Source organism: Pseudomonas sp. S3_A03 (assembly GCF_054668275.1).
Genome location: NZ_CP162753.1, coordinates 1490852 through 1513079, shown reverse-complemented (window position 1 = coordinate 1513079; position 22228 = coordinate 1490852). Strand labels below are relative to the sequence as shown.

At 60.8% G+C, this 22228-nt stretch carries 28 protein-coding genes and 2 pseudogenes; 18 read left to right on the top strand and 12 right to left on the bottom strand.

All coding sequences use genetic code 11. The features are described from left to right. Window positions 1-138: 138 nt before the first annotated feature. The 4 genes and pseudogenes from AB4O25_RS06670 (at window position 139) to AB4O25_RS06655 (ending at window position 4706) form a co-directional block, all read left to right on the top strand. Window positions 139-2325: pseudogene (locus tag AB4O25_RS06670) on the top strand (ribonucleoside triphosphate reductase). Then, window positions 2322-3017, top strand: a complete 696-nt coding sequence (locus tag AB4O25_RS06665; RefSeq protein ID WP_217855112.1) for an anaerobic ribonucleoside-triphosphate reductase activating protein — start codon at window positions 2322-2324, stop codon at window positions 3015-3017. The pseudogene AB4O25_RS06670 and the gene AB4O25_RS06665 overlap by 4 nt, the downstream one beginning before the upstream one ends. 68 nt (window positions 3018-3085) lie before the next feature. Next, window positions 3086-3628 carry an MCP four helix bundle domain-containing protein gene (locus AB4O25_RS06660; RefSeq protein WP_460150671.1) on the top strand — a complete coding sequence of 181 codons (543 nt, stop codon included), beginning with the start codon at window positions 3086-3088 and terminating at the stop codon, window positions 3626-3628. Then, complete coding sequence (locus AB4O25_RS06655; protein ID WP_460150670.1) at window positions 3528-4706, top strand: methyl-accepting chemotaxis protein; 1179 nt, start codon at window positions 3528-3530, stop codon at window positions 4704-4706. The genes AB4O25_RS06660 and AB4O25_RS06655 overlap by 101 nt, the downstream gene beginning before the upstream one ends. Before the next feature lie 221 nt (window positions 4707-4927). Here the strand turns inward: AB4O25_RS06655 and AB4O25_RS06650 are convergent, their stop codons facing one another. The 4 genes from AB4O25_RS06650 to AB4O25_RS06635 are packed head-to-tail and all read right to left on the bottom strand — an operon-like array spanning window position 4928 to window position 7961. Next, the gene (locus AB4O25_RS06650; RefSeq protein ID WP_017527375.1) at window positions 4928-6268 is read right to left on the bottom strand and encodes a 4Fe-4S binding protein; all 1341 of its coding nucleotides are present in this window, start codon (window positions 6266-6268) and stop codon (window positions 4928-4930) included. Beyond that, window positions 6265-7098, bottom strand: a complete 834-nt coding sequence (locus AB4O25_RS06645; protein WP_017527376.1) for an FTR1 family iron permease — start codon at window positions 7096-7098, stop codon at window positions 6265-6267. Before AB4O25_RS06645 ends, AB4O25_RS06650 begins: the two co-directional genes overlap by 4 nt. A gap of 9 nt (window positions 7099-7107) precedes the next feature. Then, window positions 7108-7431, bottom strand: coding sequence for a cupredoxin domain-containing protein (locus tag AB4O25_RS06640; protein ID WP_065878812.1), 324 nt, complete (start codon window positions 7429-7431; stop codon window positions 7108-7110). Further along, window positions 7431-7961, bottom strand: coding sequence for an iron transporter (locus tag AB4O25_RS06635; RefSeq protein ID WP_068935829.1), 531 nt, complete (start codon window positions 7959-7961; stop codon window positions 7431-7433). The genes AB4O25_RS06640 and AB4O25_RS06635 overlap by 1 nt, the downstream gene beginning before the upstream one ends. 179 nt (window positions 7962-8140) lie before the next feature. On the opposite strand from AB4O25_RS06635, the gene AB4O25_RS06630 reads away from it, so the two are divergent. Next, window positions 8141-8350: a DUF3079 domain-containing protein gene (locus AB4O25_RS06630; RefSeq protein ID WP_065878814.1), complete on the top strand. Its 210-nt coding sequence runs from the start codon at window positions 8141-8143 to the stop codon at window positions 8348-8350. Here AB4O25_RS06630 and AB4O25_RS06625 read toward each other — a convergent pair. Then, window positions 8339-8611, bottom strand: coding sequence for a hypothetical protein (locus tag AB4O25_RS06625; RefSeq protein ID WP_065878815.1), 273 nt, complete (start codon window positions 8609-8611; stop codon window positions 8339-8341). The two genes, AB4O25_RS06630 and AB4O25_RS06625, sit on opposite strands and share 12 nt — an antisense overlap. 82 nt (window positions 8612-8693) lie before the next feature. After that, window positions 8694-9170 (bottom strand): hemerythrin domain-containing protein, encoded by a 477-nt coding sequence (locus AB4O25_RS06620; protein WP_065878816.1) that lies wholly within the window; start codon window positions 9168-9170, stop codon window positions 8694-8696. A 293-nt stretch (window positions 9171-9463) separates the two neighbouring features. Between AB4O25_RS06620 and AB4O25_RS06615 the strand changes: the two genes are divergently transcribed. After that, entirely contained in the window at window positions 9464-9670 is a 207-nt protein-coding gene (locus AB4O25_RS06615) for a PLDc N-terminal domain-containing protein (RefSeq protein WP_017527382.1), read from the top strand. Between the two features lie 64 nt (window positions 9671-9734). On the opposite strand, the gene AB4O25_RS06610 is transcribed toward AB4O25_RS06615, so the two are convergent. After that, entirely contained in the window at window positions 9735-10295 is a 561-nt protein-coding gene (locus AB4O25_RS06610) for a type 1 glutamine amidotransferase domain-containing protein (RefSeq protein WP_017527383.1), read from the bottom strand. 24 nt (window positions 10296-10319) lie between these two features. Further along, window positions 10320-10823 (bottom strand): DUF4142 domain-containing protein, encoded by a 504-nt coding sequence (locus AB4O25_RS06605; protein WP_065878820.1) that lies wholly within the window; start codon window positions 10821-10823, stop codon window positions 10320-10322. A gap of 184 nt (window positions 10824-11007) precedes the next feature. Between AB4O25_RS06605 and AB4O25_RS06600 the strand changes: the two genes are divergently transcribed. Beyond that, the gene (locus AB4O25_RS06600; RefSeq protein WP_065878822.1) at window positions 11008-11232 is read left to right on the top strand and encodes a hypothetical protein; all 225 of its coding nucleotides are present in this window, start codon (window positions 11008-11010) and stop codon (window positions 11230-11232) included. Between the two features lie 28 nt (window positions 11233-11260). Here AB4O25_RS06600 and AB4O25_RS06595 read toward each other — a convergent pair whose 3' ends face one another. Further along, window positions 11261-12046, bottom strand: coding sequence for a DeoR/GlpR family DNA-binding transcription regulator (locus AB4O25_RS06595; protein ID WP_017527386.1), 786 nt, complete (start codon window positions 12044-12046; stop codon window positions 11261-11263). A gap of 121 nt (window positions 12047-12167) precedes the next feature. Between AB4O25_RS06595 and AB4O25_RS06590 the strand changes: the two genes are divergently transcribed. After that, window positions 12168-13328: an alpha-hydroxy acid oxidase gene (locus tag AB4O25_RS06590; protein WP_017527387.1), complete on the top strand. Its 1161-nt coding sequence runs from the start codon at window positions 12168-12170 to the stop codon at window positions 13326-13328. 191 nt (window positions 13329-13519) lie between these two features. Here AB4O25_RS06590 and AB4O25_RS06585 read toward each other — a convergent pair whose 3' ends face one another. After that, the gene (locus AB4O25_RS06585) at window positions 13520-14446 is read right to left on the bottom strand and encodes an alpha/beta hydrolase (RefSeq protein ID WP_017527388.1); all 927 of its coding nucleotides are present in this window, start codon (window positions 14444-14446) and stop codon (window positions 13520-13522) included. 143 nt (window positions 14447-14589) lie between these two features. On the opposite strand from AB4O25_RS06585, the gene AB4O25_RS06580 reads away from it, so the two are divergent. After that, window positions 14590-15177 carry an NUDIX domain-containing protein gene (locus AB4O25_RS06580; RefSeq protein WP_017527389.1) on the top strand — a complete coding sequence of 196 codons (588 nt, stop codon included), beginning with the start codon at window positions 14590-14592 and terminating at the stop codon, window positions 15175-15177. Window positions 15178-15443: 266 nt separating this feature from the next. Here the strand turns inward: AB4O25_RS06580 and AB4O25_RS06575 are convergent, their stop codons facing one another. After that, window positions 15444-15743 carry a hypothetical protein gene (locus tag AB4O25_RS06575; RefSeq protein ID WP_017527390.1) on the bottom strand — a complete coding sequence of 100 codons (300 nt, stop codon included), beginning with the start codon at window positions 15741-15743 and terminating at the stop codon, window positions 15444-15446. Window positions 15744-15839: 96 nt separating this feature from the next. Between AB4O25_RS06575 and AB4O25_RS06570 the strand changes: the two genes are divergently transcribed. The 4 genes and pseudogenes from AB4O25_RS06570 to AB4O25_RS06555 all read left to right on the top strand — a co-directional run. Continuing rightward, window positions 15840-16145: a hypothetical protein gene (locus AB4O25_RS06570; protein WP_460150669.1), complete on the top strand. Its 306-nt coding sequence runs from the start codon at window positions 15840-15842 to the stop codon at window positions 16143-16145. 27 nt (window positions 16146-16172) lie between these two features. Beyond that, window positions 16173-18674, top strand: coding sequence for a TonB-dependent siderophore receptor (locus AB4O25_RS06565; protein WP_116077970.1), 2502 nt, complete (start codon window positions 16173-16175; stop codon window positions 18672-18674). A gap of 91 nt (window positions 18675-18765) precedes the next feature. Next, entirely contained in the window at window positions 18766-19095 is a 330-nt protein-coding gene (locus tag AB4O25_RS06560; RefSeq protein ID WP_026067479.1) for a hypothetical protein, read from the top strand. A 304-nt stretch (window positions 19096-19399) separates the two neighbouring features. Further along, window positions 19400-19501: pseudogene (locus tag AB4O25_RS06555) on the top strand (DUF1652 domain-containing protein); the annotation flags it as partial. On the opposite strand, the gene AB4O25_RS06550 reads toward AB4O25_RS06555, so the two are convergent. After that, on the bottom strand, window positions 19498-19638 hold the full coding sequence (locus AB4O25_RS06550) for a hypothetical protein (RefSeq protein ID WP_017530580.1): 141 nt from the start codon (window positions 19636-19638) through the stop codon (window positions 19498-19500). The pseudogene AB4O25_RS06555 and the gene AB4O25_RS06550 overlap by 4 nt on opposite strands. Before the next feature lie 224 nt (window positions 19639-19862). Here AB4O25_RS06550 and AB4O25_RS06545 point away from each other — a divergent pair, with 224 nt between their 5' ends. From AB4O25_RS06545 to AB4O25_RS06525, 5 genes are all read left to right on the top strand, one after another. After that, entirely contained in the window at window positions 19863-20174 is a 312-nt protein-coding gene (locus AB4O25_RS06545; RefSeq protein WP_017530581.1) for a YXWGXW repeat-containing protein, read from the top strand. A 17-nt stretch (window positions 20175-20191) separates the two neighbouring features. After that, complete coding sequence (locus AB4O25_RS06540) at window positions 20192-20770, top strand: RNA polymerase sigma factor (RefSeq protein ID WP_065878829.1); 579 nt, start codon at window positions 20192-20194, stop codon at window positions 20768-20770. Beyond that, window positions 20767-21198: a hypothetical protein gene (locus AB4O25_RS06535; RefSeq protein ID WP_065878831.1), complete on the top strand. Its 432-nt coding sequence runs from the start codon at window positions 20767-20769 to the stop codon at window positions 21196-21198. Before AB4O25_RS06540 ends, AB4O25_RS06535 begins: the two co-directional genes overlap by 4 nt. Next, a complete protein-coding gene (locus tag AB4O25_RS06530) occupies window positions 21195-21677 on the top strand; it encodes a periplasmic heavy metal sensor (protein WP_017530584.1) in 483 nt (160 codons plus the stop codon). The genes AB4O25_RS06535 and AB4O25_RS06530 overlap by 4 nt, the downstream gene beginning before the upstream one ends. 108 nt (window positions 21678-21785) lie before the next feature. After that, window positions 21786-22226 carry a c-type cytochrome gene (locus tag AB4O25_RS06525; RefSeq protein WP_017530585.1) on the top strand — a complete coding sequence of 147 codons (441 nt, stop codon included), beginning with the start codon at window positions 21786-21788 and terminating at the stop codon, window positions 22224-22226. Window positions 22227-22228 lie beyond the last annotated feature (2 nt).

Sequence of the window (22228 nt, the reverse complement as noted above, 5' to 3'; positions counted from 1 at the left end):
TTACCTAAATAACGGATATACCCCAATCAAAAAACCTTGACCCCAATCAAGGGGCGCTCACCCCGTTTTCCGTAATCTCACTGCATCTTGTGTCTACTCATTAATAAATCACTATATGTGGTGCCTGGAGCCCTGAAAATGCAACCCACGCTCACCCCGCTGGTCAGCACCCGCCTACACAAACGCGACGGCAGCATAGCCCCCTTCAACCCCGAAAAAATCCGCCAGGCGCTGATCGCCGCCGGCACCGCCACCGGCGAATATCAACCCACCGACGTCGACCTGCTGCTGGGCGCCGTCCTCGCGCGCCTTAAGGGCATCGAGCAGTTGGACGTCGAACAGATCCAGGACAGCGTCGAACGCGTACTGATGGACGCCGGCTACTTCCTCTCCATGCGCGCCTACATCGTCTACCGCGAACAACACGGGCGCCTGCGTCGCGACCGCAAGACCCTGGTGGAAGTCGCCACCTCGATGAACGAATACCTCGACCGAGAAGACTGGCGCGTACAGGCCAATGCCAACCAGGGCTATTCCCTCGGCGGGTTGGTGCTCAATGTGTCGGGCAAGGTCACCGCCAATTATTGGCTCGATGAGGTCTACAGCCAGCAGATCGGCCGCGCGCACCGTGAGGCGGATTTGCATATTCACGACCTCGACATGCTCGCCGGTTACTGCGCCGGCTGGTCGCTGCGTTCGTTGTTGCACGAGGGCCTCAATGGCGTTGCCGGGCGCGTCGAAGCGGGGCCGCCCAAGCATCTGAGCAGCGCCCTGGGGCAGATGGTCAACTTCCTCGGCACCCTGCAAAACGAATGGGCCGGCGCCCAGGCGTTCAGTTCGTTCGACACTTACCTGGCGCCCTATGTGCGCAAGGACCAACTGAGCTACGCCCAGGTGCGTCAGGCGGTGCAGGAGTTCATCTACAACCTCAACGTGCCGTCGCGCTGGGGCACCCAAACGCCGTTTACCAACCTGACCTTTGACTGGGTCTGCCCGGAGGATCTGCGTGAGCAAATCCCGGTGATCGGTGGTGAGGAAATGCCGTTTGCCTACGGCGACCTGCAGGCCGAAATGGAGCTGATCAACCGCGCCTATATCGAAGTGATGCAGGCCGGCGATGCCAAGGGGCGGGTGTTCACCTTTCCGATTCCCACCTACAACATCACCCACGATTTCCCCTGGGACAGCGACAACGCCGACCGCCTGTTCGAGATGACCGCGCGCTATGGCTTGCCGTATTTCCAGAACTTCCTCAATTCCGATATGCAGCCCAACCAGGTGCGCTCGATGTGCTGTCGCCTGCAACTGGATGTGCGTGAGTTGCTCAAGCGCGGCGGCGGGCTGTTCGGGTCGGCGGAGCAGACCGGCAGTCTGGGGGTGGTGACGATCAACTGCGCGCGCCTGGGCTATCTGTTCAAGGGGGACACCTCGGGCCTGCTGCAACGCCTGGACAGCCTGATGGACATGGCCATGGAAAGCCTGGAGGTCAAGCGCAAGGTGATCCAGCACCATATGGACGCCGGCCTCTACCCCTACACCAAGCGGTACCTGGGCACCCTGCGCAATCACTTCTCCACCATTGGCCTCAATGGCATGCACGAGATGCTGCGCAATTTCAGCGGCGATGAGCAGGGCATGCACACCGAGCAGGGCCGCGCGTTTGCCCTCAAGCTGCTCGACCATGTGCGTGCCACGTTGCTGCGGTTCCAGGAAGAAACCGGCCACCTCTACAACCTCGAAGCCACGCCGGCCGAAGGCACCACTTACCGCTTCGCCAAGGAAGACCGCAAGCGCTACCCCGACATCCTGCAGGCCGGCAGCGATGTCGCGCCGTATTACACCAACTCCTCGCAATTGCCGGTGGGCTTCACCCAGGACCCATTCGAAGCGCTGGAGCTGCAAGATGAACTGCAATGCAAATACACCGGCGGCACCGTATTGCACCTGTACATGGCCGAGCGGATTTCCTCGACCCAGGCGTGCAAGCAGTTGGTGCGCAAAGCCCTGGGACGTTTCCGCCTGCCGTACCTGACGATCACCCCGACGTTCTCGATCTGCCCGGTGCACGGCTACCTGGCCGGTGAACATGAGTTCTGCCCCAAGTGCGACGAAGTGCTCGCCCTGGCCGCTGCGCGATAAAGCGTTTTTCAACCCTCAAGGAGCTACACCATGCAAACATCCCAGCCACAACGTCAGCGCTGCGAAGTCTGGACCCGGGTGATGGGTTACCACCGGCCGGTGTCGGCCTTCAACCCCGGCAAACAGTCCGAGCACAAGGAGCGTGTGCATTTCACTGAAGCGGCCGCCGTGGCCGGGCGCCAATGAGTCGAGCGCTACGGGTCGGGGGCCTGGTGCCCCTGACCACCCTCGACTATCCCGGCATGCTTGCCTGCGTGCTGTTTTGCCAGGGCTGTGCCTGGCGCTGCCGTTACTGCCACAACCCGGACCTGATCCCGCCGCGCGCAAGCACTGAGGTGGATTGGCGCCGGGTGTTGCTGTTTTTGCAACGGCGTCAGGATTTGCTCGACGCCGTGGTGTTCAGCGGCGGCGAACCGACCTTGCAGGAAGGCTTGCCGGCGGCCATGGATGAAGTGCGCGCGATGGGGTTTCGGGTCGGCCTGCACAGCGCGGGGATCAAACCGACCGGTTTTGCCAACGCGCTGCGCCATGCCGATTGGGTCGGTTTTGATGTGAAGGCGCTGGCCGAAGACTGCCGCTCGATCACCCAGGTCAAGGGCAGCGGCGCCGCCAACTGGCGCAGCCTGGAGGCCTTGCTGGCCAGTGGCGTGGACTACGAATGCCGCACCACGGTGCACTGGCACCTGATCGACCCCGCCCGCCTGCTACTGCTGGCCCAGCGTTTGCAAGCCAGTGGCGTAACGCGTTTCGCCGTGCAGCTGGTGCGCACGGCCAGCATGCTCGACCCGCACTTGGCGCGCGCGCCGGTACAGGCGGCACTGCCCGAGCTATGGGGCCGACTGCGGGCGTTATTCCCCGCGTTTGTACTGCGAGGGTGATGCACGCCCTCAACAGGATTTTTATAGATGCTGCCCATGTTGGGCAGGCTTTCATCAGGGATATCAGAATGAAGCAATTAACCACGGCTCAACGCATTGTCATCGGTTTCGCGATTGCGCCGTTGGCCCTGGTCGGCTTGGTGTTTTACGCCCTGCACGACCTGGCAACCCTCAAGCAGCAATCGGAACAGATCGTGCAACAGGACTGGCCGAAAATCGCGCCGATCATGGTGATTGCCACCGGTGTGCGCGATAACGGGCGCAACACCCGCGACCTGCTGATCGACCAGGACAACCCACAGGCCCAGGCCGCCATCGGCACTACGCGCCAGCGCATCACCGACGCTTTCGGCGCCCTCGAACCGCTGCTCGATACCGCTGAAGGCAAGGCCGCGTATGCCACCTTGAAAACCCATCGTGAAGCCTACGTGGCCGCGTTTACCCAGGTGCAGGCGCTGATCGAGACAGGGCGCCCGCGAGCAGGGGCTGGCGCAGCTCAAGCAACAGGTGATGCCGGCCGAACTGGAAGTGTTCAAGAGCCTGGATGCCCTGATGACCCTGCAGGGCCAGGTGTTCGCCGAGCGCCGGCAGGCGGCGCAGAGCCTGTATGACGAGGCGCGGCGCAACATGCTCGGGCTGTTCGTGCTGTGCCTGGCGCTGGTGATAACGGCTGCGGTGATGGTTACCCGCAGCGTGCTCCGGCCCTTGGGCGGCGAGCCGTCTGAAGCGGCGCGGGTGTTGAACCATATCGCCGAGGGCGACCTGACCATTGTGGTGCCCGTGGGCAACAGTGCCGAGGGCAGCGTGATGCGCAACCTGCACCGGATGCAGCAGAACCTGAACCAGATGGTGCGGCACATCGCGGCGTCGGTGGACGGCGTGGCCAGCTCCTCCGAGGAGCTGAGCGCGGTCAGCGGCCAGACCAGCAGCAGCTTGCAGGCCCAGGGCCAAGAGATCGAACAGGCCGCCACGGCGGTGAATCAAATGACCGCCGCGGTCGATGAAGTGGCGCGCAATGCCGTGAGCACCAGCGAGGCCTCGCGTCTGTCCGAGCAGACCGCCCAGCGCGGCCAGGCCCAGGTGCAGCAAACCGTGGCGTCGATCAACACCCTGGCCAACGGCGTGGTGGAAACCTGCGAACGCATCCAGCAACTGGCCGTGCGCGTGCAGGACATCAGCGGCGTGCTGGAGGTGATCCGCAGCATTGCCGACCAGACCAACCTGCTGGCCCTCAACGCCGCCATCGAAGCGGCCCGCGCCGGGGACGCCGGGCGCGGTTTTGCCGTGGTCGCCGATGAGGTACGTGCGCTGGCCCATCGCACTCAAACCTCGACCCAGGAGATCGAGCAGATGATCGGCAATATTCGCCATGACACCGAACACGCGGTGGCGGCGATGCACAGCAGCAGTGAGCGGGTGCAGACCACCTTGGGCGTGGCGCAGCGTTCGGGGGAAGCGTTGGAGGAGATCACTCGGTCTATTTCGCAGATCAACGAGCGCAACATGCTAATTGCCAGCGCCACCGAAGAGCAGGCGCTGGTGGCGCGGGAGGTGGATCGTAACCTGGTGGGGATTCGTAGTTTGTCCCAGCAGGTATTGCAGGGCGCATTGCATACAGAGACGGCAGGGCACGACTTGGCGGGGATGGCGGGGGCGCTGCATCAGATGGTGGCGCGGTTCAAGGTCTAGTAACCGACCGGTATTGTTCGTCGATCACAGTTCCACTGTGGGAGGGGGCTTGCTCCCGATGGGGGAGTGTCAGTGAGTGCATCGTTTGCTGACCCACTGCCATCGGGAGCAAGTCGAATCGTCGCACCGCCCCTCCCACAGGTGGATCTGCCTACATCGGGTGGACCTCAGTCTGTTGCGCCGTTCAAACGCGAGCCGTTACCCAAACAACGGATGGGTACTCATCCCCAAAACTGCAACCACCATCCAAATCCCACCACCCCGTTACTCACCAGAACACACAACCAAGCCGCCCACCGCGATTGCACCCCACCCAGCTGCCGCCACCCCAACCACAAACACCAGCCCATCGCGCCGAGCAAAATCGCCGCGCGAACCGGCTGCACCCAGCCCAACACCCACCCCTCATAGCGCAACAACTTCACCGTGGTCGCCGACAAGCCCAGGAACAACCCCGCACCACCCAAGGGCGTCAAGGTCAGGGCCAGGGGCCGAAACAGTGCGCGATCACCCGCTACGCGCGCGGCCAGGCGCAGCAGCAGCCAGCATCCGCCACCGAGCAGCAATGAGCTGCCCGCCAGATACAGCACGATGCAAACACCGTCGAGCCAACTGAAACTGTCATTGAGCTGCGGATAATGGGTCAGCAGCCACCACGGTGCATTGTCTTGCAGCGGCCATAGCCAATCATGGCTCACCAGCCATTCGGCCAGGCCCTGCTTGAGGGCGATGAACCACGGGCTGATGGTCCAGTGGAACGCGCCCATGGCCAAGCCGATCACGCCAAACAGCAGCAGCCGTGCATCCCACACCGAGCCGGGTTGGCGCGGTGCCTGGAGGATTTCCTGGTTGCACGAGCGCGCGATCAGTTGGACCGCCCCCCGTTGCCCGCTGCAGCGCCCGCACGCGTGGCACTCGCTGGCGCCTTGCAGGCGGCGGATGTCCAGCAGTGGCGCGCAGTTGGGTAATGGCAGGCGCGGGGCGCTATTGGCTTTCCAGCGTTGTTCATCCACCGCAAAGTGCACGGGCGCCAGGCGGGCGAGCAGGGCGAATACGCCGCTGACCGGGCACAGGTAGCGGCACCACACGCGTTTGCCGCGTACGAACAGCAGGCCGACGATCACCGCCGCCACGGTCGAGCCACCGAGGATCAGCAACGCAGCCTGAGCGTAGTCATACACGCTGATCAACTGGCCGTAGAGGGTGGTCAGACCAAAACCTACTGTGGGCCAGCCACCCCAGCGCAGCCAGTGTGGAATGCCCAGGCCACGGCCATGCCGGCTGGCCCATTCGCTCAATGAGCCTTCCGGGCAGAGCACGCCGCACCACAGGCGCCCGAATAACACCATCGACAGCAATACGAACGGCCACCAGACACCCCAGAACAGAAATTGTGCGAGCCGCGTCAGGTTGTCCAGCAGGCGCGCCTGGCTGTCCGGTAGCGGCAGCAGGGCGGGCACCACCAACAGCACGGCGTAGGCCAGCACCACCACCCATTGCACGGCGCGGATCAACCGGGCATGGCGGCGCATACCATCGCCCAGGGGCTGCAGCCAGTTCATGGCCGTGACCGGCGCAAGCCGTTGCCCACCGCCAACCAGTAGCCCAGCAGCACCAGCAAGGTGATCAGGCTGGGTGCGGCGCGGTAGCCGGCAAAGTCGGCGAGCAGCGCGCCCAGGCCATGGCTGTCACTGAGCAGGGCGCTGCTGTCCCAGCGGCTTTCGCCGACAGCGCTGTAGACCCAGTCGGGCATGTCCATGGCCAGCAGTTGCCCGCTGATGCGGTCCACGGCGGCGACCAGCAAGGCACCGCCCAACAGCAGCAACAGCGCTTCGCTGAGGGCAAAAAAGTGCGACCACGAGATAAAACGCCGACTGCTGCGCAACAACACCACCGTGAGACCGGCCAACACCAGGCCCAGCACGCCGCCGATGGCGAACAAGCCCAGCGCCGTATCGTGCAGCCGTGCGCCGGCACCGTACAGGAACACCACGGTTTCGCTGCCTTCGCGGCTCACCGCCAACAGCGCCAGCAGCATCAGCCCCCAACCGCCCTGATGGGCCAGGCGCTGGTCGGCTTCGCGTAGCAGGCTGTGCTTGAGCGTGGGCGCGTGGCGGTGCATCCAGAACACCATCTGCACCATCAACCCGCTGGCCAGCAGCGTCATCAGCGCTTGCAGCCATTCACCCTCGGCGCCGGTCATGGTGTCGCCGGCCCACAGCATCAACCCGGCCAGGCCCGCCGAACCCAGCAACCCCGCCAACACCCCGGCCCAAAGGAAACGGGCCAGGCGCGAATGGCCGCTCTGGCGGCTGATCCAGGCCTGCAAAATGCCGATCACCAACAGCGCTTCGACGCTTTCGCGCCACACAATAAACATCGCTTGATTCATCAACGGCTCCTAATCGGCGCGGATGCTGCCTTCGGGCAGTTGTGGGTTGAATTCATCGAAAAACGGGTACACGCCGGGTTGCAGGGGATGGATCACCACAAACGTGGTCACGCCGGGTGACAGCACTTTCTCCACGCGCAGCGGTGTGCTCTCGAATTCGGCAGGCCCAAGGCCCGTGTTCTTGAGCACGATCTTGAAGCGCTCGCCGGCCTTGACCACCAATTGCGGCGGGGTGAAATGACCGTCTTGCAGGCTCAGCTCATAGGTGGGCAGCGCTGCCGCCCACGCCGCGCCGTTCAGCAAAAAGCCGCCCAACAGCAGGGCGCGGCGCATCAGTAGCCGCCTTTTTTACCGATACCGGCATAGACGAATTCGTACTGCACCTCGCAGCGTTCGAACCAGGGCGCCACGCCGGTTTCCTTGTCGGTATGACGGCCCAGGGCGTGGTGACCGGTGGGCGGCAGCACGCTGAAGGTAAGGGTGTATTTGCCGGGGCCTTGCAGCTTGACGTTATCGCCATAGTGCGGCCCATCGTTGGCGACCATGGCGTGAAAGTCACCGCTGATTGGCGTATTGCTGCCCTGTTTTTTCAGCGAGAACGACAGGTTCAGATAGGGCACGAAACTGCCTTCCTGAAAGCCCTGGGCATTGTCCGCCGTGGCCCGCACATCGGCTTCCAGGTGCACGTCGGAGTCGGCGGTGGCGCGCATCATGCCGGCCGGGGCCATTTCAATCGGTTGCAGGTACACCGCGCCGATTTCCAGGCCGGGGCACTGTTGCGGTTCGCCGATGGGGTACTCCTTGGCGAGCGCCGCAGAGGTGGATAACAGCAGGGCGATGGGGAGCAGGGGGAGGGTACGCATAGGGGCTTCCAGACGGGTAAGTAAAGAGAGCCCGAGTCTAGGAAGGTCTGGCGTAAACAATAATGATTCTTGTCAAGTTCGCACGATATTTCATGCGTGCCAGGCTTGATATCGGTCAAGGCTGGGGGCGGGTATCAGGGCTAGGGTGGTGAGGTCGCCCTTCGGTAAGGAGCACTGCAATGGCCAAGCCTTTTCCGCTGCACCCCAAACACCCCGAACGCATCTGCTGGGGCTGTGATCGCTACTGCGGCGCCGCCGACCTGGCGTGCGGCAATGGCGCCGACCGCACCATGCACCCGGCCGAGATGCTCGGCGACGACTGGTACGAACACGGCGACTGGGGGCTGGCGCCCGAGCCGCCGAGTGCGGATGAGCCGTCAGCTGCCTGAGCGCGGTTTTTTCTGGGGTTCTTTATCGGAATCGGCAGGTTTGGAGGTCTTTTCCTGTTGTTTGTCGGTGTCCTGGGTTTTTTTGTCGCTGTCGGAAGGGCTGCTCGGGTAAGTCCCCGGCGGCAGGGCAGAACCGGCAGCGCTGTCGCCGGCCAAGGTGTTGGCCGCGCGTGTGGGGTTGTCACCAAACGCGGCGAGGGCGGGTGGACCGGACAGGGCTGTGAGGCAAAGAGCAAGCAGCATCCTTTGCACGTACTTCATGGTTCAATCCTCTTCCTCTTGATCAAGAACCGGAGCCTTTCCAACAACCGGCCCCGGTGGCGGAACCAGGCGACAAGCAGCGTCAGGCCGCTATCGACTTGGCGCTCATGGTTTTTTTATACGCAGCTTTCATGGCTTCCATTTCGGCACCCAGCTCTTCGAGTTGCGCTTTGCCCAGCAGTTTTTTCGCTTGAGGGAACATCTCGGTTTCCTCTTCTTCGATGTGATGCTCCAGCAACTCCTTGACCACCTTGACTCGGCCGGAAAACTCGGTGGTGGACGGTTCGGTTTGTTTAAGGTCAGGCAGTACCAGGGTGTCGACGGTGCGGTGCTCTTCCTTGGCTTCGTGGTACATGATGTCCTGTTCCTTGCCACCGGCTTTACGGAAGGCGGGGTAGAGAATCTCTTCTTCAAGCTTGGTGTGCAGGGTGATTTCCATCTCCAGCTTGGCCAGCAGCTCGGTGCGCTTTTTCACACCGCGCTCGGTGGACTCGCTCAGTTGGGTCAGCAGCGCTTTTACACGTTCGTGGTCGGCTTTGAGAAGGTCGATGGCATTCATGATGAAACCTCACAGACTGGGTTCGGGCGCGTCGAAGTGCGCGCCTCGTCTGGTAGAAGATTGCATCAGCTGTACCAACTTGAGCGATTACATAAATCGTATGCTTATCAATTGGTTAAGTAGGGGCGGTGCGGGTTGGGATCGTGCAGCTTGCATGGTCGTGGCCGCAGCGGATTGCATTACACCCTGAGCGCTTGATGCCCTCGGTGGGCAGCCACCACGCCCCTTGGTAAATCCGATGGAACCCTTGGCGCGGATGCTTGACTTAACCCATAGACCTCAGGAGGTGAATCATGCAATTGGAATATGTCTGGATCGGGTTGGCGGTGGTTCTGCTGCTGTTGGAATTGTGGGCGATCAATGTGGTACTGCGCAGTACCGGCGGCTGGGAGACCAAAGGGTTATGGTTGGTGATTCTGATTTTCGTGCCGTTGTTGGGGCTGATCGCCTGGGCGATGTTCGGGCCCAAGCGCGAGATGGCGCAACAGCGTAAAAGCTGAGGGTTGAAGCCTTTGGCAAACAGGCGCCCCATGGGGCGCCTGTTTGCGTTCAGGAGCGCCGCAATCAGCCGGCCAGCGCCTGGGCAATCGCCGTGTTGAACGCAGGCAGATCATCCGGCGTGCGCGAGGTGATCAAGGTCCAGCCATTGGCTTTGCATTCCTTGACCTGAGCGTCGACCCAACCGGCGGCGCCGGCGTTTTCCAGGTCGATGCGCACGCTTTTATACGAGGTCAGCGTCTTGCCCTGGACCACGCCCGCGTCGATCAATGTCCAGGGGCCGTGACAGATGGCCGCGATGGTCTTGCCGGCGTCGGCGAACTCTTTGATCAAGCGCAGCGCCGCAGCGTCCTGGCGCAGTGTGTCGGCGTTGACGGTACCGCCGGGAATGACCAGCGCGTCAAAATCGCTGCTCAGCACATCCGACAGTTGCACGTCGGATTCCACGGTCTTGTCTTTTTCGGTATCACCGACAAAGGTCTGGGTGGTACCGCCCTTGCTCGAACCGTGGGTCACGGTCGCGCCAAACTCGCGCAGTGCTTGCAGCGGCTTGACCAGCTCATCGCGCTCGATGCCGGTGTTGGAGGTGATGATGAGGATTTTCTTACCGTTGAGTTGCGAGCTCATGGTCGAGGGTCTCCTGGTCGGGGATTAATGGTCGTATTTGGCCTGCAGCTCCTTGGCCATTTTCAGATGGGCTTCAAGGGTGGGCAGGGTCTTGGTGGCGAATGCTTTCAGCTCGGCGTTATCCGAGGAAGCGGCTTCTTTCTTGAACAGCTCGACGGTTTTTTCATGAGCCGCCACCTGGTTGTTGGCGTAAGCCTTATCGAACGACTCGTCGCGCATTTCCAGGATGGCTTTCTTGGCCTTGTCGGTCAGGGCGGCATCATCCGGCACTTGGATATCGAGCTTTTTCGCCAGTGTCATCAGTTCCTGATTGGCCTTGGTGTGGTCGGTGACCATGTGTTGGGCGAAGGTCTTCACGTCGCCAGCGCTGCTTTTTTCCAGGGCCAGTTTGCCGGCCTCGATTTCGGTGATGCCACCTTCGGCCGCGTTGTCGACGAAGTCGTTGGAGGTGGCGGCCATGGCGGTGGACATTGCGCCGGCGACCAGTGCGAAGGTCAGGCCCATCTGTTTGATCAGCAGAGTAGTCATGGTGGTTCTCCTTGAACGTGGTGGGAGGCCGTTACCTGACTGTTGAGCGGATGCCTGGGCAAAAGGTTTAAATTTTTTTTGCGTTGATTTCGCGGCTGCAATTTCCTTGAACTATCGAAATACCCCAGGGCTCTGCTGCACAACGGTGCATGTTTTTTTGCGCCTCATTGCCTGGAGAGACTTCGTGACCGATCACAGAACTGCCGACAAAACATCCAACCCCATCAGCTCGGAACAAGCCCAGAAAGGCGCCGGCACCCCCGACAAGGACCAGGCGCTGGAGCGTCCAGATCCGAACACTGAAAGCGTCGACAAGGTGCTGACGCCCACGTCGATCAAGGACGCTGAGCGCCAGGCCGGTGCGATCAAAGAGCAAGCCGCCAAGGCTGAGCGCAAGCTGGGCCACTGAGGGGGATCGGCGCCACCGCCACGTCTAGCTACTCGACCTCAACCCGCAGCACTTCCAGCCCCAACTGCTCATACGCCTGCACGTTCGGCACATGCCACTCGGTAATCAACGTGTGAATACGGCTGCACGGCGCCACCACAAACGGCTCTACCGCGCCGAGTTTGTCCGCCATGGTTACCGCCACCACGTGGGAGGCGCTATCGAGCAAAGCTTGCTTGACCGCCACTTCATCAAAATGCAGCGAGCTCATGCCTACCTGCGGGTGCAGCGCGCACACGCCGGTAAACAGCAGGTCGGCCTTGATGCTCTGGATCAGGCGTATGGCGTCATGGCCGCCGGTGGAGAGGGTGGCCGGGTTGAGTTGGCCGCCAGCCAGAATCACCTTCACGTCACGATGATCAGCCAGGGCGATGGCGATCATCGGCGAAGCGGTGACCACGGTCAGGCGTATGGAGTGCGGCAGTGACTGGGCGATCTGCAGCGTAGTGGAACCGGAATCGAACAGCACAATCTGGCCGTCTTCGACTCGGTTTGCCGCCAGTTGCGCGAGGTGGCGCTTGGCAGCGTTGGTCTCGCCGACGCGGGTGAAGAAGTCCTTGCCGGTATCTTTGGGCCGAGGCAAAGCGCCCCCGTGGACCCGTTGCAACAGGCCGGCGGCGGCAAGCTCGCCAAGGTCACGGCGGATGGTGTCCTGGGACACGGCAAAGTGCTCGACCAATTGTGCAGCGGTGACTTTGCCGTCGCGTTCCAGCAGCAACAAGATCTTCTGTTTGCGCAGGGAAGGCAGGTCAATGGCTTGATGGGAGTTGTGCATGTTTATGCGCTATTTTGCGGGTTTGTGCGAGGTTAGTCTGCCGTCGCTATAAACGCAATGGCTGGTTGGGCGACCGTTGGCCGGTTACTCTCTGGGCTCAGTTCAGGGAGAGGTGACCTAGATGTCGTTGATCACAACCATCGAAGACTTACGCAGGCTGGCGCAAAAACGTGTTCCAAGGATGTTCTACGATTACGCCGATTCCGGTTCCTGGACTGAGAGTACCTACCGGGCTAATGAAAGCGATTTTGCCGCGATCAAATTCCGCCAGCGGGTGGCGCGCAATATTGATGAACGCTCGATCCGCGCCAGCATGCTCGGCCAGGACATGGCCATGCCGGTGGCGCTGGCGCCCACCGGCCTTGCGGGCATGCAGCATGCCGACGGCGAGATTCTCACCGCCCGCGCCGCCGCCGCGTTTGGCCTGCGCTACACCTTGTCGACCATGAGCATTTGCTCGCTTGAAGACATTGCCGAACACGTCGGCCAGCCGTTCTGGTTCCAGTTGTACGTGATGCGCGACCGCGCGTTTATCGAACAGTTGATCGAACGGGCCAAGGCCGCAGGCGTGGATGCCTTGGTGCTGACCCTGGATTTGCAGATCCTCGGGCAACGGCACAAGGACTTGATCAACGGCCTGTCGGCACCGCCCAGACTGACCCTGCCGAACATCCTCAACATGGCGACCAAACCGCGCTGGGTGATGGGCATGCTCGGTACCCGACGCCGTGGTTTCGGCAATATCGTCGGGCATGTGAAGGGCGTTGCGGACATGAGTTCGCTGTCGGCGTGGACCGCCCAGCAATTCGACCCGCGCCTGAGCTGGGACGATGTGGAATGGATCAAAAAATGCTGGGGCGGCAAGCTGATCATCAAGGGCATCCTTGATGTGGAAGACGCGCGCCTGGCCGCCAATTGCGGCGCGGATGCGTTGGTGGTGAGCAACCACGGTGGCCGTCAGCTGGATGGCGCGCCGTCGAGCATCAGCCAGTTGCCGGCGATTGTCGACGCGGTGGGCGAGCGTATTGAAGTGTGGCTTGACGGTGGCATCCGCTCCGGCCAGGACGTGCTCAAGGCGATGGCCTTGGGGGCCAAGGGCACCATGATCGGTCGGCCGCATTTGTACGGTTTGGGTGCCTTGGGCGAGGCGGGCGTGACGAAGGCCCTGGAGATCATCGCTCGGGAGTTGGACGTGTCGATGGCGCTCTGTGGGTATAACGATATACGCGATGTGAATCGCCAGATTTTGTTGCCGGGGACATATCCAGAAAGCAACGGATGAGCAAAAAAATCGTAAAAAAATAAAAAGAGTTGTCCACGAAAACCGTGGGTATCTCTGTGGATAACTTTGCGAACGCCCGGCTGGCTTGGCGATTTAACCTACGGTTAATATTTGATCAACTTTCGATTTGGGCCAGCATGGGCAGGGTTTGCGCTTGACAGCCAAGCGCGAAGCCAGTGCCGAAAAGCACTTTATGAGTCGCCTTTACGGCCTGTGGAGTGCGTGACAACCTGCGCCGGCATCCTGGCCTGCATCAGGTGGTCGAGTGCCTGGCGATAGCTGCGACCGGCCAGGCTCATGCTGTTGTTATGGCTGGCGCCGGGCACCAATAACAACCGCTTGGGTTCCTCGGCGGCTTCAAACAATTGCTGGCTGAAACGCGGCGGCACATAGCGGTCATCAAGACCGTGTACCACCAACAACGGCATATGGATGTCGGCAATCTTGTCGATGGAGTCGAATTTCTGCGACAGCAGCCAACGGACCGGCAACGAGGTGTTGGCCACCGCCGTGGCCACATCCGCCAGGGACGTGAAGGTGGATTCGATCACCAGCCCGCGCACCGGCAGCGGCGTCTGCTGGCCCAGTTCAACGGCCAGGTCGATGGCCACCGCGCCACCCAGCGAGTGCCCGTAGATCAGGCGCTTGCTCGGGTCCGGCTGCAGCAGCTTGAAGCGTTCCCAAGCGATGCGCGCGTCTTCGTATACCGTCGTTTCCGAAGGCAGGTCACCTTGGCTTTGGCCAAAGCCGCGATAATCGATGGCCAGCACCGAATAGCCGAGTGCATGCAATTGCTCGATGCGAAACAACTGCCCGGTAAGGTTCCAACGCACGCCGTGCAGATAGAGCACTGCCGGTGCATCTTTGTTGCCCGCCGGGTACCACCAGCCGTGAATGTTCTGCCCCGACTTGAAACTGGCGGGCTTGAGTTCGAATTCCTGCACGGCCTTGGGCAAACCGCTGTACCAACTGGCGGTGCCCGGCTCGATGCGGAACACCAGCTCACGCTCCTTTTGTTGCAACACGCTGCAACCCACCGGCAGGCCGACGATCAACAACGCCATGCACAGTAAGGGCAGCCAGCGCAGGCGCAGGCGCGGCAGAAAACGAGAAGACATGAAGGTACCCAGGTGAAGGTGAAGCAGGGGTTTTACCAGATGGCCTACACCCACAGGTATAAATTCGACAGCCGTTGAGGGTGATTGCTTGCAAAGTGTTACAGCGTTGACAATGCTCCCCACTTTGAACAAAAGGCCTGACCATGGACAACAGCCCCGTTCGCATCACCGCCGAACAAACCCTCTCGGACAACTGGTACCTCCTCAAGAAATACAGCTTCGACCTGCGCCGCCGCGACGGCAGCTGGCAGGCCCAGACCCGTGAGGTCTACGACCGTGGCAATGGCGCGACCATCCTGTTGTACAACCGCGAGCAGCGTACGGTGTTGCTGATTCGCCAATTCCGCATGCCCACGTTCGTCAATGACTACCCCGGCTACCTGATCGAGACAGCGGCCGGGTTGCTGGACAATGCCAGCCCCGAGGAACGTATTCGCCTGGAGGCGGAAGAAGAAACGGGCTACCGCGTGGGGCATGTGGAAAAAATCTATGCCGCGTTCATGAGCCCGGGCTCGGTGACTGAGCGAATTCATTTTTTTATCGGCGAGTATCAGCCGGCGGATCGAGTTGGCAGCGGTGGTGGGCTGGAAGAAGAGGGCGAGGATATCGAAGTGTTGGAGCTGGGGTTTGAGCAGGCGCTGGGCATGGTGCAGAGCGGGGAGATTGTGGATGGGAAGACGATTATGTTGTTGCAGCATTTGGAGTTGCGGATGTTGAAAGAGGGGTGGTGAATCGGCAAATTCGGTTGATCGGGTTGTTGGCTTGTGGAGAGCGGGTTTGCGCTGTGTGGGGCTGCGAAGCAGCCCTTGAGTGGGTGGTTGTTGTTTGCACTGACTTGAGTGGCGTTCACATATGTGTGGGATAGAGCTGGATTCTTATTGGGCTTATCTCAACAAAACCTGCCTTTACAGCCATCATCGTGGTGCTTTTAAGCTCTGGTGTTCAGGTCTCCTCAGGGTAGTTTAAGGGGAGCGTGGGCTATAATTTTGGCGTTTTTTTAGCGCTGCATTAATTGAGATTGTGTGAGCAGAAGCTGCTTAATCAGAGCCCTAATTGATTGCGCGGTAAACTTTAAAACAGGGGAGTCCCAGTCATGGTTTTTGACGACTTTTATTTGAAAGTGTCCTTTTACATCGAATGAAGGAAACCAGCCTACGTCAAGTAATAGTCCGTCTGGGTACACCACCTGAAGCATATCCTCCTTCAAGTTGTGTACTTGATCTTCAATCGCGGAGTCTTCCAGCAAAGAAAGATCATCGTAGGTGATGTTGCCTTGTATGAAGTCTAATGAAATCACTTGGTTAATCTCCGGAATTCTTGCTCTGAAATGGGGTGGCCGTGAATCGTTTTCGAGCTTAGTTCTACCCGGATCCAGCGACTTGGAGCCCCTCGCTTGCGCCTTGTAATGCAGCTCGCTTTTATAGTCGAAATGATAGAGGCAATGTGGGAGGCGTGTGTCATCCGTGACGTCTCGGCAGAGGGCAAGGCGTCGGAGTCTGCCGCAGCAAAAAGCGGCTGGATGAACGGTGGGAAAAATCAGAATGAGCTGACCGACGACGGGGAAAAAACGCCTGAACCCGCCTCAACGAGCTACACGAAAAAAACGACCCGACTGATTGCAGCAAGGGCTGAAAAAACACTCTCAAATAAAAATCGCTCTCATCCTTACCCGATTTTCCGACCTGGCCGTCATGGTTAATAGAACCTCCCTTACGCAGGATTTCCCATGTCGCGCCTCGCTCGTCCCTTGCATCCACTGGCCCTGTCAGTGGCGATGGCTTTTGCTGTTGTGCCGTTGCTGACTGTTCAGACTTCCGTCGCCGAAGAAAGCACCCAGGCTGTGCACAGCTTTCAGGTCCCGGCCGGTGACTTGAGCCAGGCGCTCAATAGCCTGGCCGAGCAGGCGGGGTTGGTGTTGGCATTTGATGCACGTTTGACCCGAGGCAAACGCAGCGATGGCCTGAGCGGGGAATACGCCATTGATGTGGCCCTGAACCAGTTGCTGGCCGGCAGTGGCCTGCAGGCTTTGAAGATCTCCGCCGACCGCTATCGCCTGGAGGCCATTGCGGATAACGGCGGCGCCATGGAGTTGCAGGCCACTACCATCAGCGGCGCCTACCAGGCCGAAAGCCCCACTGGGCCGGTGTCCGGTTATGTGGCGACGCGCAGCCTGTCGGGTACCAAGACCGACACCGCGTTGATCGAAACCCCGCAGTCGATCTCTATTGTCACCAAAGACCAGATGCGCGCGCAGAACGCCGAGAGCCTCAACCAGATCCTGCGCTACAGCGCTGCCGTGGTCCCGGAAACCCGTGGCGCGACGGCTTCGCGCCTGGACCAACTGACCATCCGTGGTTTCTCCCCGGCCACCTACCTCGATGGCCTGCGCATGCCATCGAGCCGTGACGCGTTGCCGCAAAAAGACGCCTTCGACCTGGAGCGCGTTGAAGTCCTGCGCGGCCCGGCGTCGGTGCTGTACGGGCAGGGCACGCCGAGCGGGGTGATCAACATGGTCACCAAGCGCCCGTTGGACACGCCGTTTCATGAAGTGGGCGTCGAATACGGCACCTTTGACAAAAAGCGCACCACCTTCGATTTGAGTGGGCCGATTGACGATCAGGGTGTTTATTCCTACCGGGTTGCCGGGCTTTTCGATGATGCGGACGGCCAGGTCGAGCACACGCAGACCCGCCGCCAGTCGCTGTCCACCGCTTTCACTTGGCGCCCTGATGACGCCACCTCGCTGACCTTGCTCGGGCATTTCCAAAAAGACCCCAAGGGTGCGTCCTACGGTTCGGTGCCGGCCTGGGGCTCGGTATTGCGCAGCCCGACGGGGCGCAGCATCGATGTGGACTTTTACGACGGCGAAAAGAGCTTCGAGAAGAGTGACCGCGAGTATTACTCCCTGGGCTATGCCTTCGAACATCACTTCGATGAGGTCTGGACGGTGCGCCAGAATGCGCGTTACCTGCGCAGCGAAGGCCAGTACCGCAGCCTCTACAACAACTACCTGATGGCGGATTATCGGACCATCCGCCGCTCGACCATCGCCACCGACGTGGACATGGACGCCTACACCCTCGACAACCAGGTGCAGGCCACATTCGACACCGGCCCGCTGCAGCACACTGTGTTGATGGGGCTCGATTATCAGAACACCCGCACCGACACCCTGTCGGGCTCAGGCACTTACACCGCCGGGCCGACCCTGGATATTTTCAACCCGGTCTACGGCGCGGCCGTTGCGGTACCGGCGTACACCACCGACGGCACGTCGCGCAGCGAACAGACCGGCGTGTACCTGCAAGAACAGCTCAAATGGGACAAATGGGTGCTGCTGCTGGGAGGGCGTTATGACTGGGCCAGCACCGATAGCAGCACCAAGACCCTGCGCACCGGGGCCAAGAGCCAGTCCTCCCTGGACAGCAAGGCCTTTACCGGCCGGGTCGGTCTGGTCTATCTGTTCGATAACGGCCTGGCGCCTTATGCCAGCTACTCGGAGTCGTTCAACCCGCAGTCGGGTACGGGGTATGGCGGTTCGGTATTCAAACCGACCGAAGGCAAGCAGTATGAGGTCGGTATCAAGTACCAGCCGCCGGGCAGCAATAGCTTTATTACTGCCGCGATCTTCGACCTGCGCCAGACCAACGTGCTCACCACCGACCCGGACCCCACCCACCTGTGCGGCACCGGGCGCTGCCAGAGCCAGGACGGCGAGGTGCAATCGCGTGGCTTTGAGCTGGAAGGCAAGGCCAGCCTCAACGACAACCTGGATATCACCGCGGCGTACGCTTACCTCGATAACCGCATCAGCCAATCCAACAGTACCGTGAGCTATGCGCCCATCAGCGACATCGGCGTAGGCCCGGCGATCAATGCCGAGGGCACCACCACTTACGCGGTGCCACGCCACACGGCCTCGGCGTGGGCGGATTACACCTTCCATGACGGCAACCTCAAGGGCTTCGGCATGGGCGCCGGTGCGCGTTATATCGGCTCCTCGTGGGGCGACACGGCCAATACCTTGAAAGTACCGGGTTACACCTTGTTCGATGCGGCGGTGCACTACGACATCAAGCACCTCCTCAACCTCAAGGACAACCTGCGCCTGGCGCTCAATGCCAGCAACCTGGCGAATAAAGAGTACGTCGCGTCGTGTTACTCGTACTCGTGGTGCTGGTATGGCTCCCAGCGCACGGTGCAGGCGAGCGCGACCTACCAATGGTAATGACGCGCCGATAAGGCAATTTAATGGCCCCTTTGTAACAAAATCCTCGCCAGAATCGCGTTCATTTTCAGGTGGTTAGGTGGGGATGCAAATGCGTAATGTTGGAATCATGCTGATCGCCTGCTCCCTGGCCGGCGGCGCGGCCGGTGTGCAGGCAAGGGAGCTGCGCGAGGGCGACAAGTACATGTGCAGTTGGGGCGCCGGCACCGCCGCCAGGGCCCAGGAACTCAAGCTGTCGGGGGTGTCGCTGTACGCCGCCCGGCAGAAGATCCAGACCCTTAAGTTCAATAAATCGTGGATGCGCATGATGGCCATGGGCATCACCGAGCAGACGTACGACAGCCGTTCAAGACTCAAGCCCGAAGCGATCCGCCAGAGCTTCTATCAAGATTGCGTGCGCTACAAAGTGGCGCGTAAATAGCGCCTGGTTATTGAGTTAATAACCCTCATATGTAAGCGGGTATATAAGCGGTAGTTGCACCAAAAAGTGGCATAAATAGGTTTCACTACCTTAAAAAACATGTGGTTATTGAAGGACTTACAGCGTTTAGAATCCGACGAAAGGATCAAAATAATCTTGTTACACGTTATTGCAGTGGTTACTATAGCTCCGCGTTCACCTCCCACGGTTTATGCATTTTTAAATCCCAAGTTTCCATCAGCTACTTGGGATTTTTTTTGCCTGCGATTTGCGCTCCGGCACTTTTGCCGCTGCTGACCATGCAGCCCCCGAGGGGTTGGACGGCATCCATGCCATATCGAACCTCATTGGCGAACTGCGCACCGAGATCAAGGCCGGGCGCCACGGGTTTGCGGTGCTGAGCTAGCCGTTGACGGTGCTGGTGGGGGCATCGGTTGCGCCGTAGTAACGCCAGCAGCAATGGCGATGCTCGGGCACGATCACGCAGCCGCTGAGGCTGACGATCAACAGGGCGGCAACCAGCATGGATAGACGACGGGACATGGTATTTCCTCTTGGTGTGCGCGGCGTTATTCCTTGAACGCCGCCACGGGGGAAAATCCGTCGCGATCCTTTCAAATATTTCATCAAGTCCCGCCAACACCCAGGCAATACTGCCCTCGACCCCCTGCCCGAAGAAAAATCCATGCCGCCGCGACGGATTTTTCGCTACCCGCCGTTCAACCCTACAGAGGCGTGTACGGGTACACGTCGATGAAGGAGTTGCCATGAAAGTCCTGACGCTATTGCGCTATGCCTTGCTTGCTCCACTGGCCTTTGCCGCGTTTGTCAGCACGCCGGCCTTTGCCCAGACCGAGATCATCATTCGCCAGGCACCGCCACCGCAGCGTGTGGAAGTGGTCCCGGTCGAGCGACCCGGTTACGCCTGGGACCGGGGGCACTGGCGCTGGGAAGGGCAGGGGTATGCGTGGGTGCCGGGCCACTGGCAGCCGGTGATGCGAAACGCACGCTGGGAGCCTGGCCACTGGGAAGCCCATGGCCCCAATTGGTATTGGCGTGAAGGGCATTGGGTCCGCTGATTTTTGGAACTGCCCGATTGAAAGACATTGATCCGGACGTTGAGCTGCTGGCGCGTATCGGCAACAACGAACCTGCCGCCGTCAACGAGATGGTCACGCGCAAGCTCCCGCGTTTGCTGGCGCTCGCCAGCCGGTTGCTGGGGGATGCCGACGAGGCCAAGGACGTGGCCCAGGAAAGTTTCCTGCGCATCTGGCGGCACGCCGCCGGTTGGCGCAGCGGCGAGGCGCGTTTCGATACGTGGTTGCACAGGGTGGCGCTCAACCTGTGCCACGACCGTTTGCGTCGGCGCAAAGAGCGACCTCTGCACGATAAAGACGTGCTTGAGTTGCCGGACAGCGCGCCATCGGCCGATGAGCAACTCGAAACCGCCGAGCGCAGCGCGCGCATGGCTGCCGCCTTGGCCGCGTTGCCCGAGCGCCAGCGCGAAGCCATTGTGTTGCAGTACTACCAGGAGCTGTCGAACATCGACGCCGCAGCCCTGATGAATATCAGCGTCGAGGCACTGGAAAGCCTGCTGTCGCGGGCCCGCCGCCAGTTGCGCAGCCAACTTGCCGACACACCCGGGCTTGCCCGCCCAGGAAGGGGAACCACATGACACTTGAACGCTTTGCCTACCTGGCCGATGCCTACGGCGCCGATCTGCGGCGCTGGCCTGCCGCTGAACAGGACGCGGCCCAAGCCCTGCTGGACAGCGGCAACCTTCACGCGCGCCAGACCCTGGCGACGGCGGGTTGGCTGGATCGGCAACTGGACAGCCATCAACCGGCATGCGCCGACCCGGCGCTGGCCCGGCGGATTCGTCAGTCGGCAACCGTACGCCGCTCTTTCTGGTCGCGCTATGCCGATTGGCTCTCGCCCGCGAGCCTTGTTGGCGCGGGCATCGCAGGCGTCGTCACCGGGATGTTGGTGGCGTCCTTGAGCATGCCGTTGCCCAGCCTGCCAGCCGAGATATTGCCCAGTGTCTTTGATCAGGGCGATGCGCAGGTCGTCTTCAACGTCAACGCGCAGGAAGCCGAACAATGACAGCCAGATCCCTTAAGCCTTGGTTGTTCGTGTCGGTGTTGCTCAACGTGTTTTTGATCGGTGGGGTAGGGGGCGGCCTTTATCACTGGATGACCGTTGCCGAGCCGGCTGAAGCGATGGTCAACCAACATGGGTTGCGCCAGGCCATGTTCAAGTTGCCGCCGCAGCGCCGCAAGGAATTGCGTCAACTGCTGCGGCACAACCGTGCCGACAGCCAGCCGCTGGTCATGGCCGGGCGTGAGGCGCGCATGGGCGTGATCAGGCAACTGCAGGCGCCGACCCTGGACCGCGACGTACTGGTGGCCGAACTGGCCAAGGCGCGCGAGGCGGATGCGGCGCTCAGGGCGTTGGTGGACACGACGTTGGCGCAGTTTGCCAGCGGGTTGCCTCAGGATGAGCGGCAAAAGCTGGTGGAGGCGTTGTATCTGCGCGGGCAGGCCAAAGGCAAGGCGCAGCAAGCGCTTGAAGCGGTGCATTGAGCGGCGAAAATATCCCAGCGCTTCGATCAACAATTCTTGATCGCCATCAAGCAGCTTTGCCTCCCCACCTTCCTATCATGGCCACCGCCAAGCCATGAGGAAGCGAGCATGTCAGAGACCTTCACCAAAGGCATGGCCAGGAATATTTACTTTGGAGGAAGCGTGTTCTTCTTCCTGATTTTCCTGGCCCTGACCTATCACACCGAACAAACCTTTCCCGCCCGCAGCAACGTTGACCAACTGACCGACGCGGTGGTGCGCGGCAAAGGCGTATGGGAGCGCAACAACTGCGTCGGCTGCCACACCTTACTGGGCGAAGGCGCGTACTTTGCGCCGGAGCTGGGCAATGTGTTCAAGCGCCGGGGCGGTGAAGAGGGCTTCAAACCGTTCCTGCATGCCTGGATGAAGATGCAGCCTCTGGGTGTGCCAGGACGCCGGGCCATGCCGCAATTCAACCTCAGCGACCAGGAGGTGGACGACATGGCGGAGTTCCTCAAGTGGAGCTCGAAGATCGATACCAATAACTGGCCACCGAACAAGGAGGGCTGAGC

Excerpts from the sequence above, each read along its gene's own strand:
- AB4O25_RS06660 (WP_460150671.1), top strand. The coding sequence starts at position 3,086 with ATGAAGCAATTAACCACGGCTCAACGCATTGTCATCGGTTTCGCGATT.
- AB4O25_RS06525 (WP_017530585.1), top strand. The coding sequence starts at position 21,786 with ATGTCAGAGACCTTCACCAAAGGCATGGCCAGGAATATTTACTTTGGA.
- AB4O25_RS06615 (WP_017527382.1), top strand. The coding sequence starts at position 9,464 with ATGCAATTGGAATATGTCTGGATCGGGTTGGCGGTGGTTCTGCTGCTG.
- AB4O25_RS06645 (WP_017527376.1), bottom strand. The coding sequence starts at position 7,098 with ATGAATCAAGCGATGTTTATTGTGTGGCGCGAAAGCGTCGAAGCGCTG.
- AB4O25_RS06535 (WP_065878831.1), top strand. The coding sequence starts at position 20,767 with ATGACACTTGAACGCTTTGCCTACCTGGCCGATGCCTACGGCGCCGAT.
- AB4O25_RS06605 (WP_065878820.1), bottom strand. The coding sequence starts at position 10,823 with ATGACTACTCTGCTGATCAAACAGATGGGCCTGACCTTCGCACTGGTC.
- AB4O25_RS06530 (WP_017530584.1), top strand. The coding sequence starts at position 21,195 with ATGACAGCCAGATCCCTTAAGCCTTGGTTGTTCGTGTCGGTGTTGCTC.
- AB4O25_RS06590 (WP_017527387.1), top strand. The coding sequence starts at position 12,168 with ATGTCGTTGATCACAACCATCGAAGACTTACGCAGGCTGGCGCAAAAA.
- AB4O25_RS06635 (WP_068935829.1), bottom strand. The coding sequence starts at position 7,961 with ATGCGTACCCTCCCCCTGCTCCCCATCGCCCTGCTGTTATCCACCTCT.
- AB4O25_RS06595 (WP_017527386.1), bottom strand. The coding sequence starts at position 12,046 with ATGCACAACTCCCATCAAGCCATTGACCTGCCTTCCCTGCGCAAACAG.
- AB4O25_RS06640 (WP_065878812.1), bottom strand. The coding sequence starts at position 7,431 with ATGCGCCGCGCCCTGCTGTTGGGCGGCTTTTTGCTGAACGGCGCGGCG.
- AB4O25_RS06610 (WP_017527383.1), bottom strand. The coding sequence starts at position 10,295 with ATGAGCTCGCAACTCAACGGTAAGAAAATCCTCATCATCACCTCCAAC.
- AB4O25_RS06655 (WP_460150670.1), top strand. The coding sequence starts at position 3,528 with ATGCCGGCCGAACTGGAAGTGTTCAAGAGCCTGGATGCCCTGATGACC.
- AB4O25_RS06650 (WP_017527375.1), bottom strand. The coding sequence starts at position 6,268 with ATGAACTGGCTGCAGCCCCTGGGCGATGGTATGCGCCGCCATGCCCGG.
- AB4O25_RS06585 (WP_017527388.1), bottom strand. The coding sequence starts at position 14,446 with ATGTCTTCTCGTTTTCTGCCGCGCCTGCGCCTGCGCTGGCTGCCCTTA.
- AB4O25_RS06580 (WP_017527389.1), top strand. The coding sequence starts at position 14,590 with ATGGACAACAGCCCCGTTCGCATCACCGCCGAACAAACCCTCTCGGAC.
- AB4O25_RS06625 (WP_065878815.1), bottom strand. The coding sequence starts at position 8,611 with ATGAAGTACGTGCAAAGGATGCTGCTTGCTCTTTGCCTCACAGCCCTG.
- AB4O25_RS06620 (WP_065878816.1), bottom strand. The coding sequence starts at position 9,170 with ATGAATGCCATCGACCTTCTCAAAGCCGACCACGAACGTGTAAAAGCG.
- AB4O25_RS06565 (WP_116077970.1), top strand. The coding sequence starts at position 16,173 with ATGTCGCGCCTCGCTCGTCCCTTGCATCCACTGGCCCTGTCAGTGGCG.
- AB4O25_RS06630 (WP_065878814.1), top strand. The coding sequence starts at position 8,141 with ATGGCCAAGCCTTTTCCGCTGCACCCCAAACACCCCGAACGCATCTGC.
- AB4O25_RS06545 (WP_017530581.1), top strand. The coding sequence starts at position 19,863 with ATGAAAGTCCTGACGCTATTGCGCTATGCCTTGCTTGCTCCACTGGCC.
- AB4O25_RS06550 (WP_017530580.1), bottom strand. The coding sequence starts at position 19,638 with ATGTCCCGTCGTCTATCCATGCTGGTTGCCGCCCTGTTGATCGTCAGC.
- AB4O25_RS06665 (WP_217855112.1), top strand. The coding sequence starts at position 2,322 with ATGAGTCGAGCGCTACGGGTCGGGGGCCTGGTGCCCCTGACCACCCTC.
- AB4O25_RS06560 (WP_026067479.1), top strand. The coding sequence starts at position 18,766 with ATGCGTAATGTTGGAATCATGCTGATCGCCTGCTCCCTGGCCGGCGGC.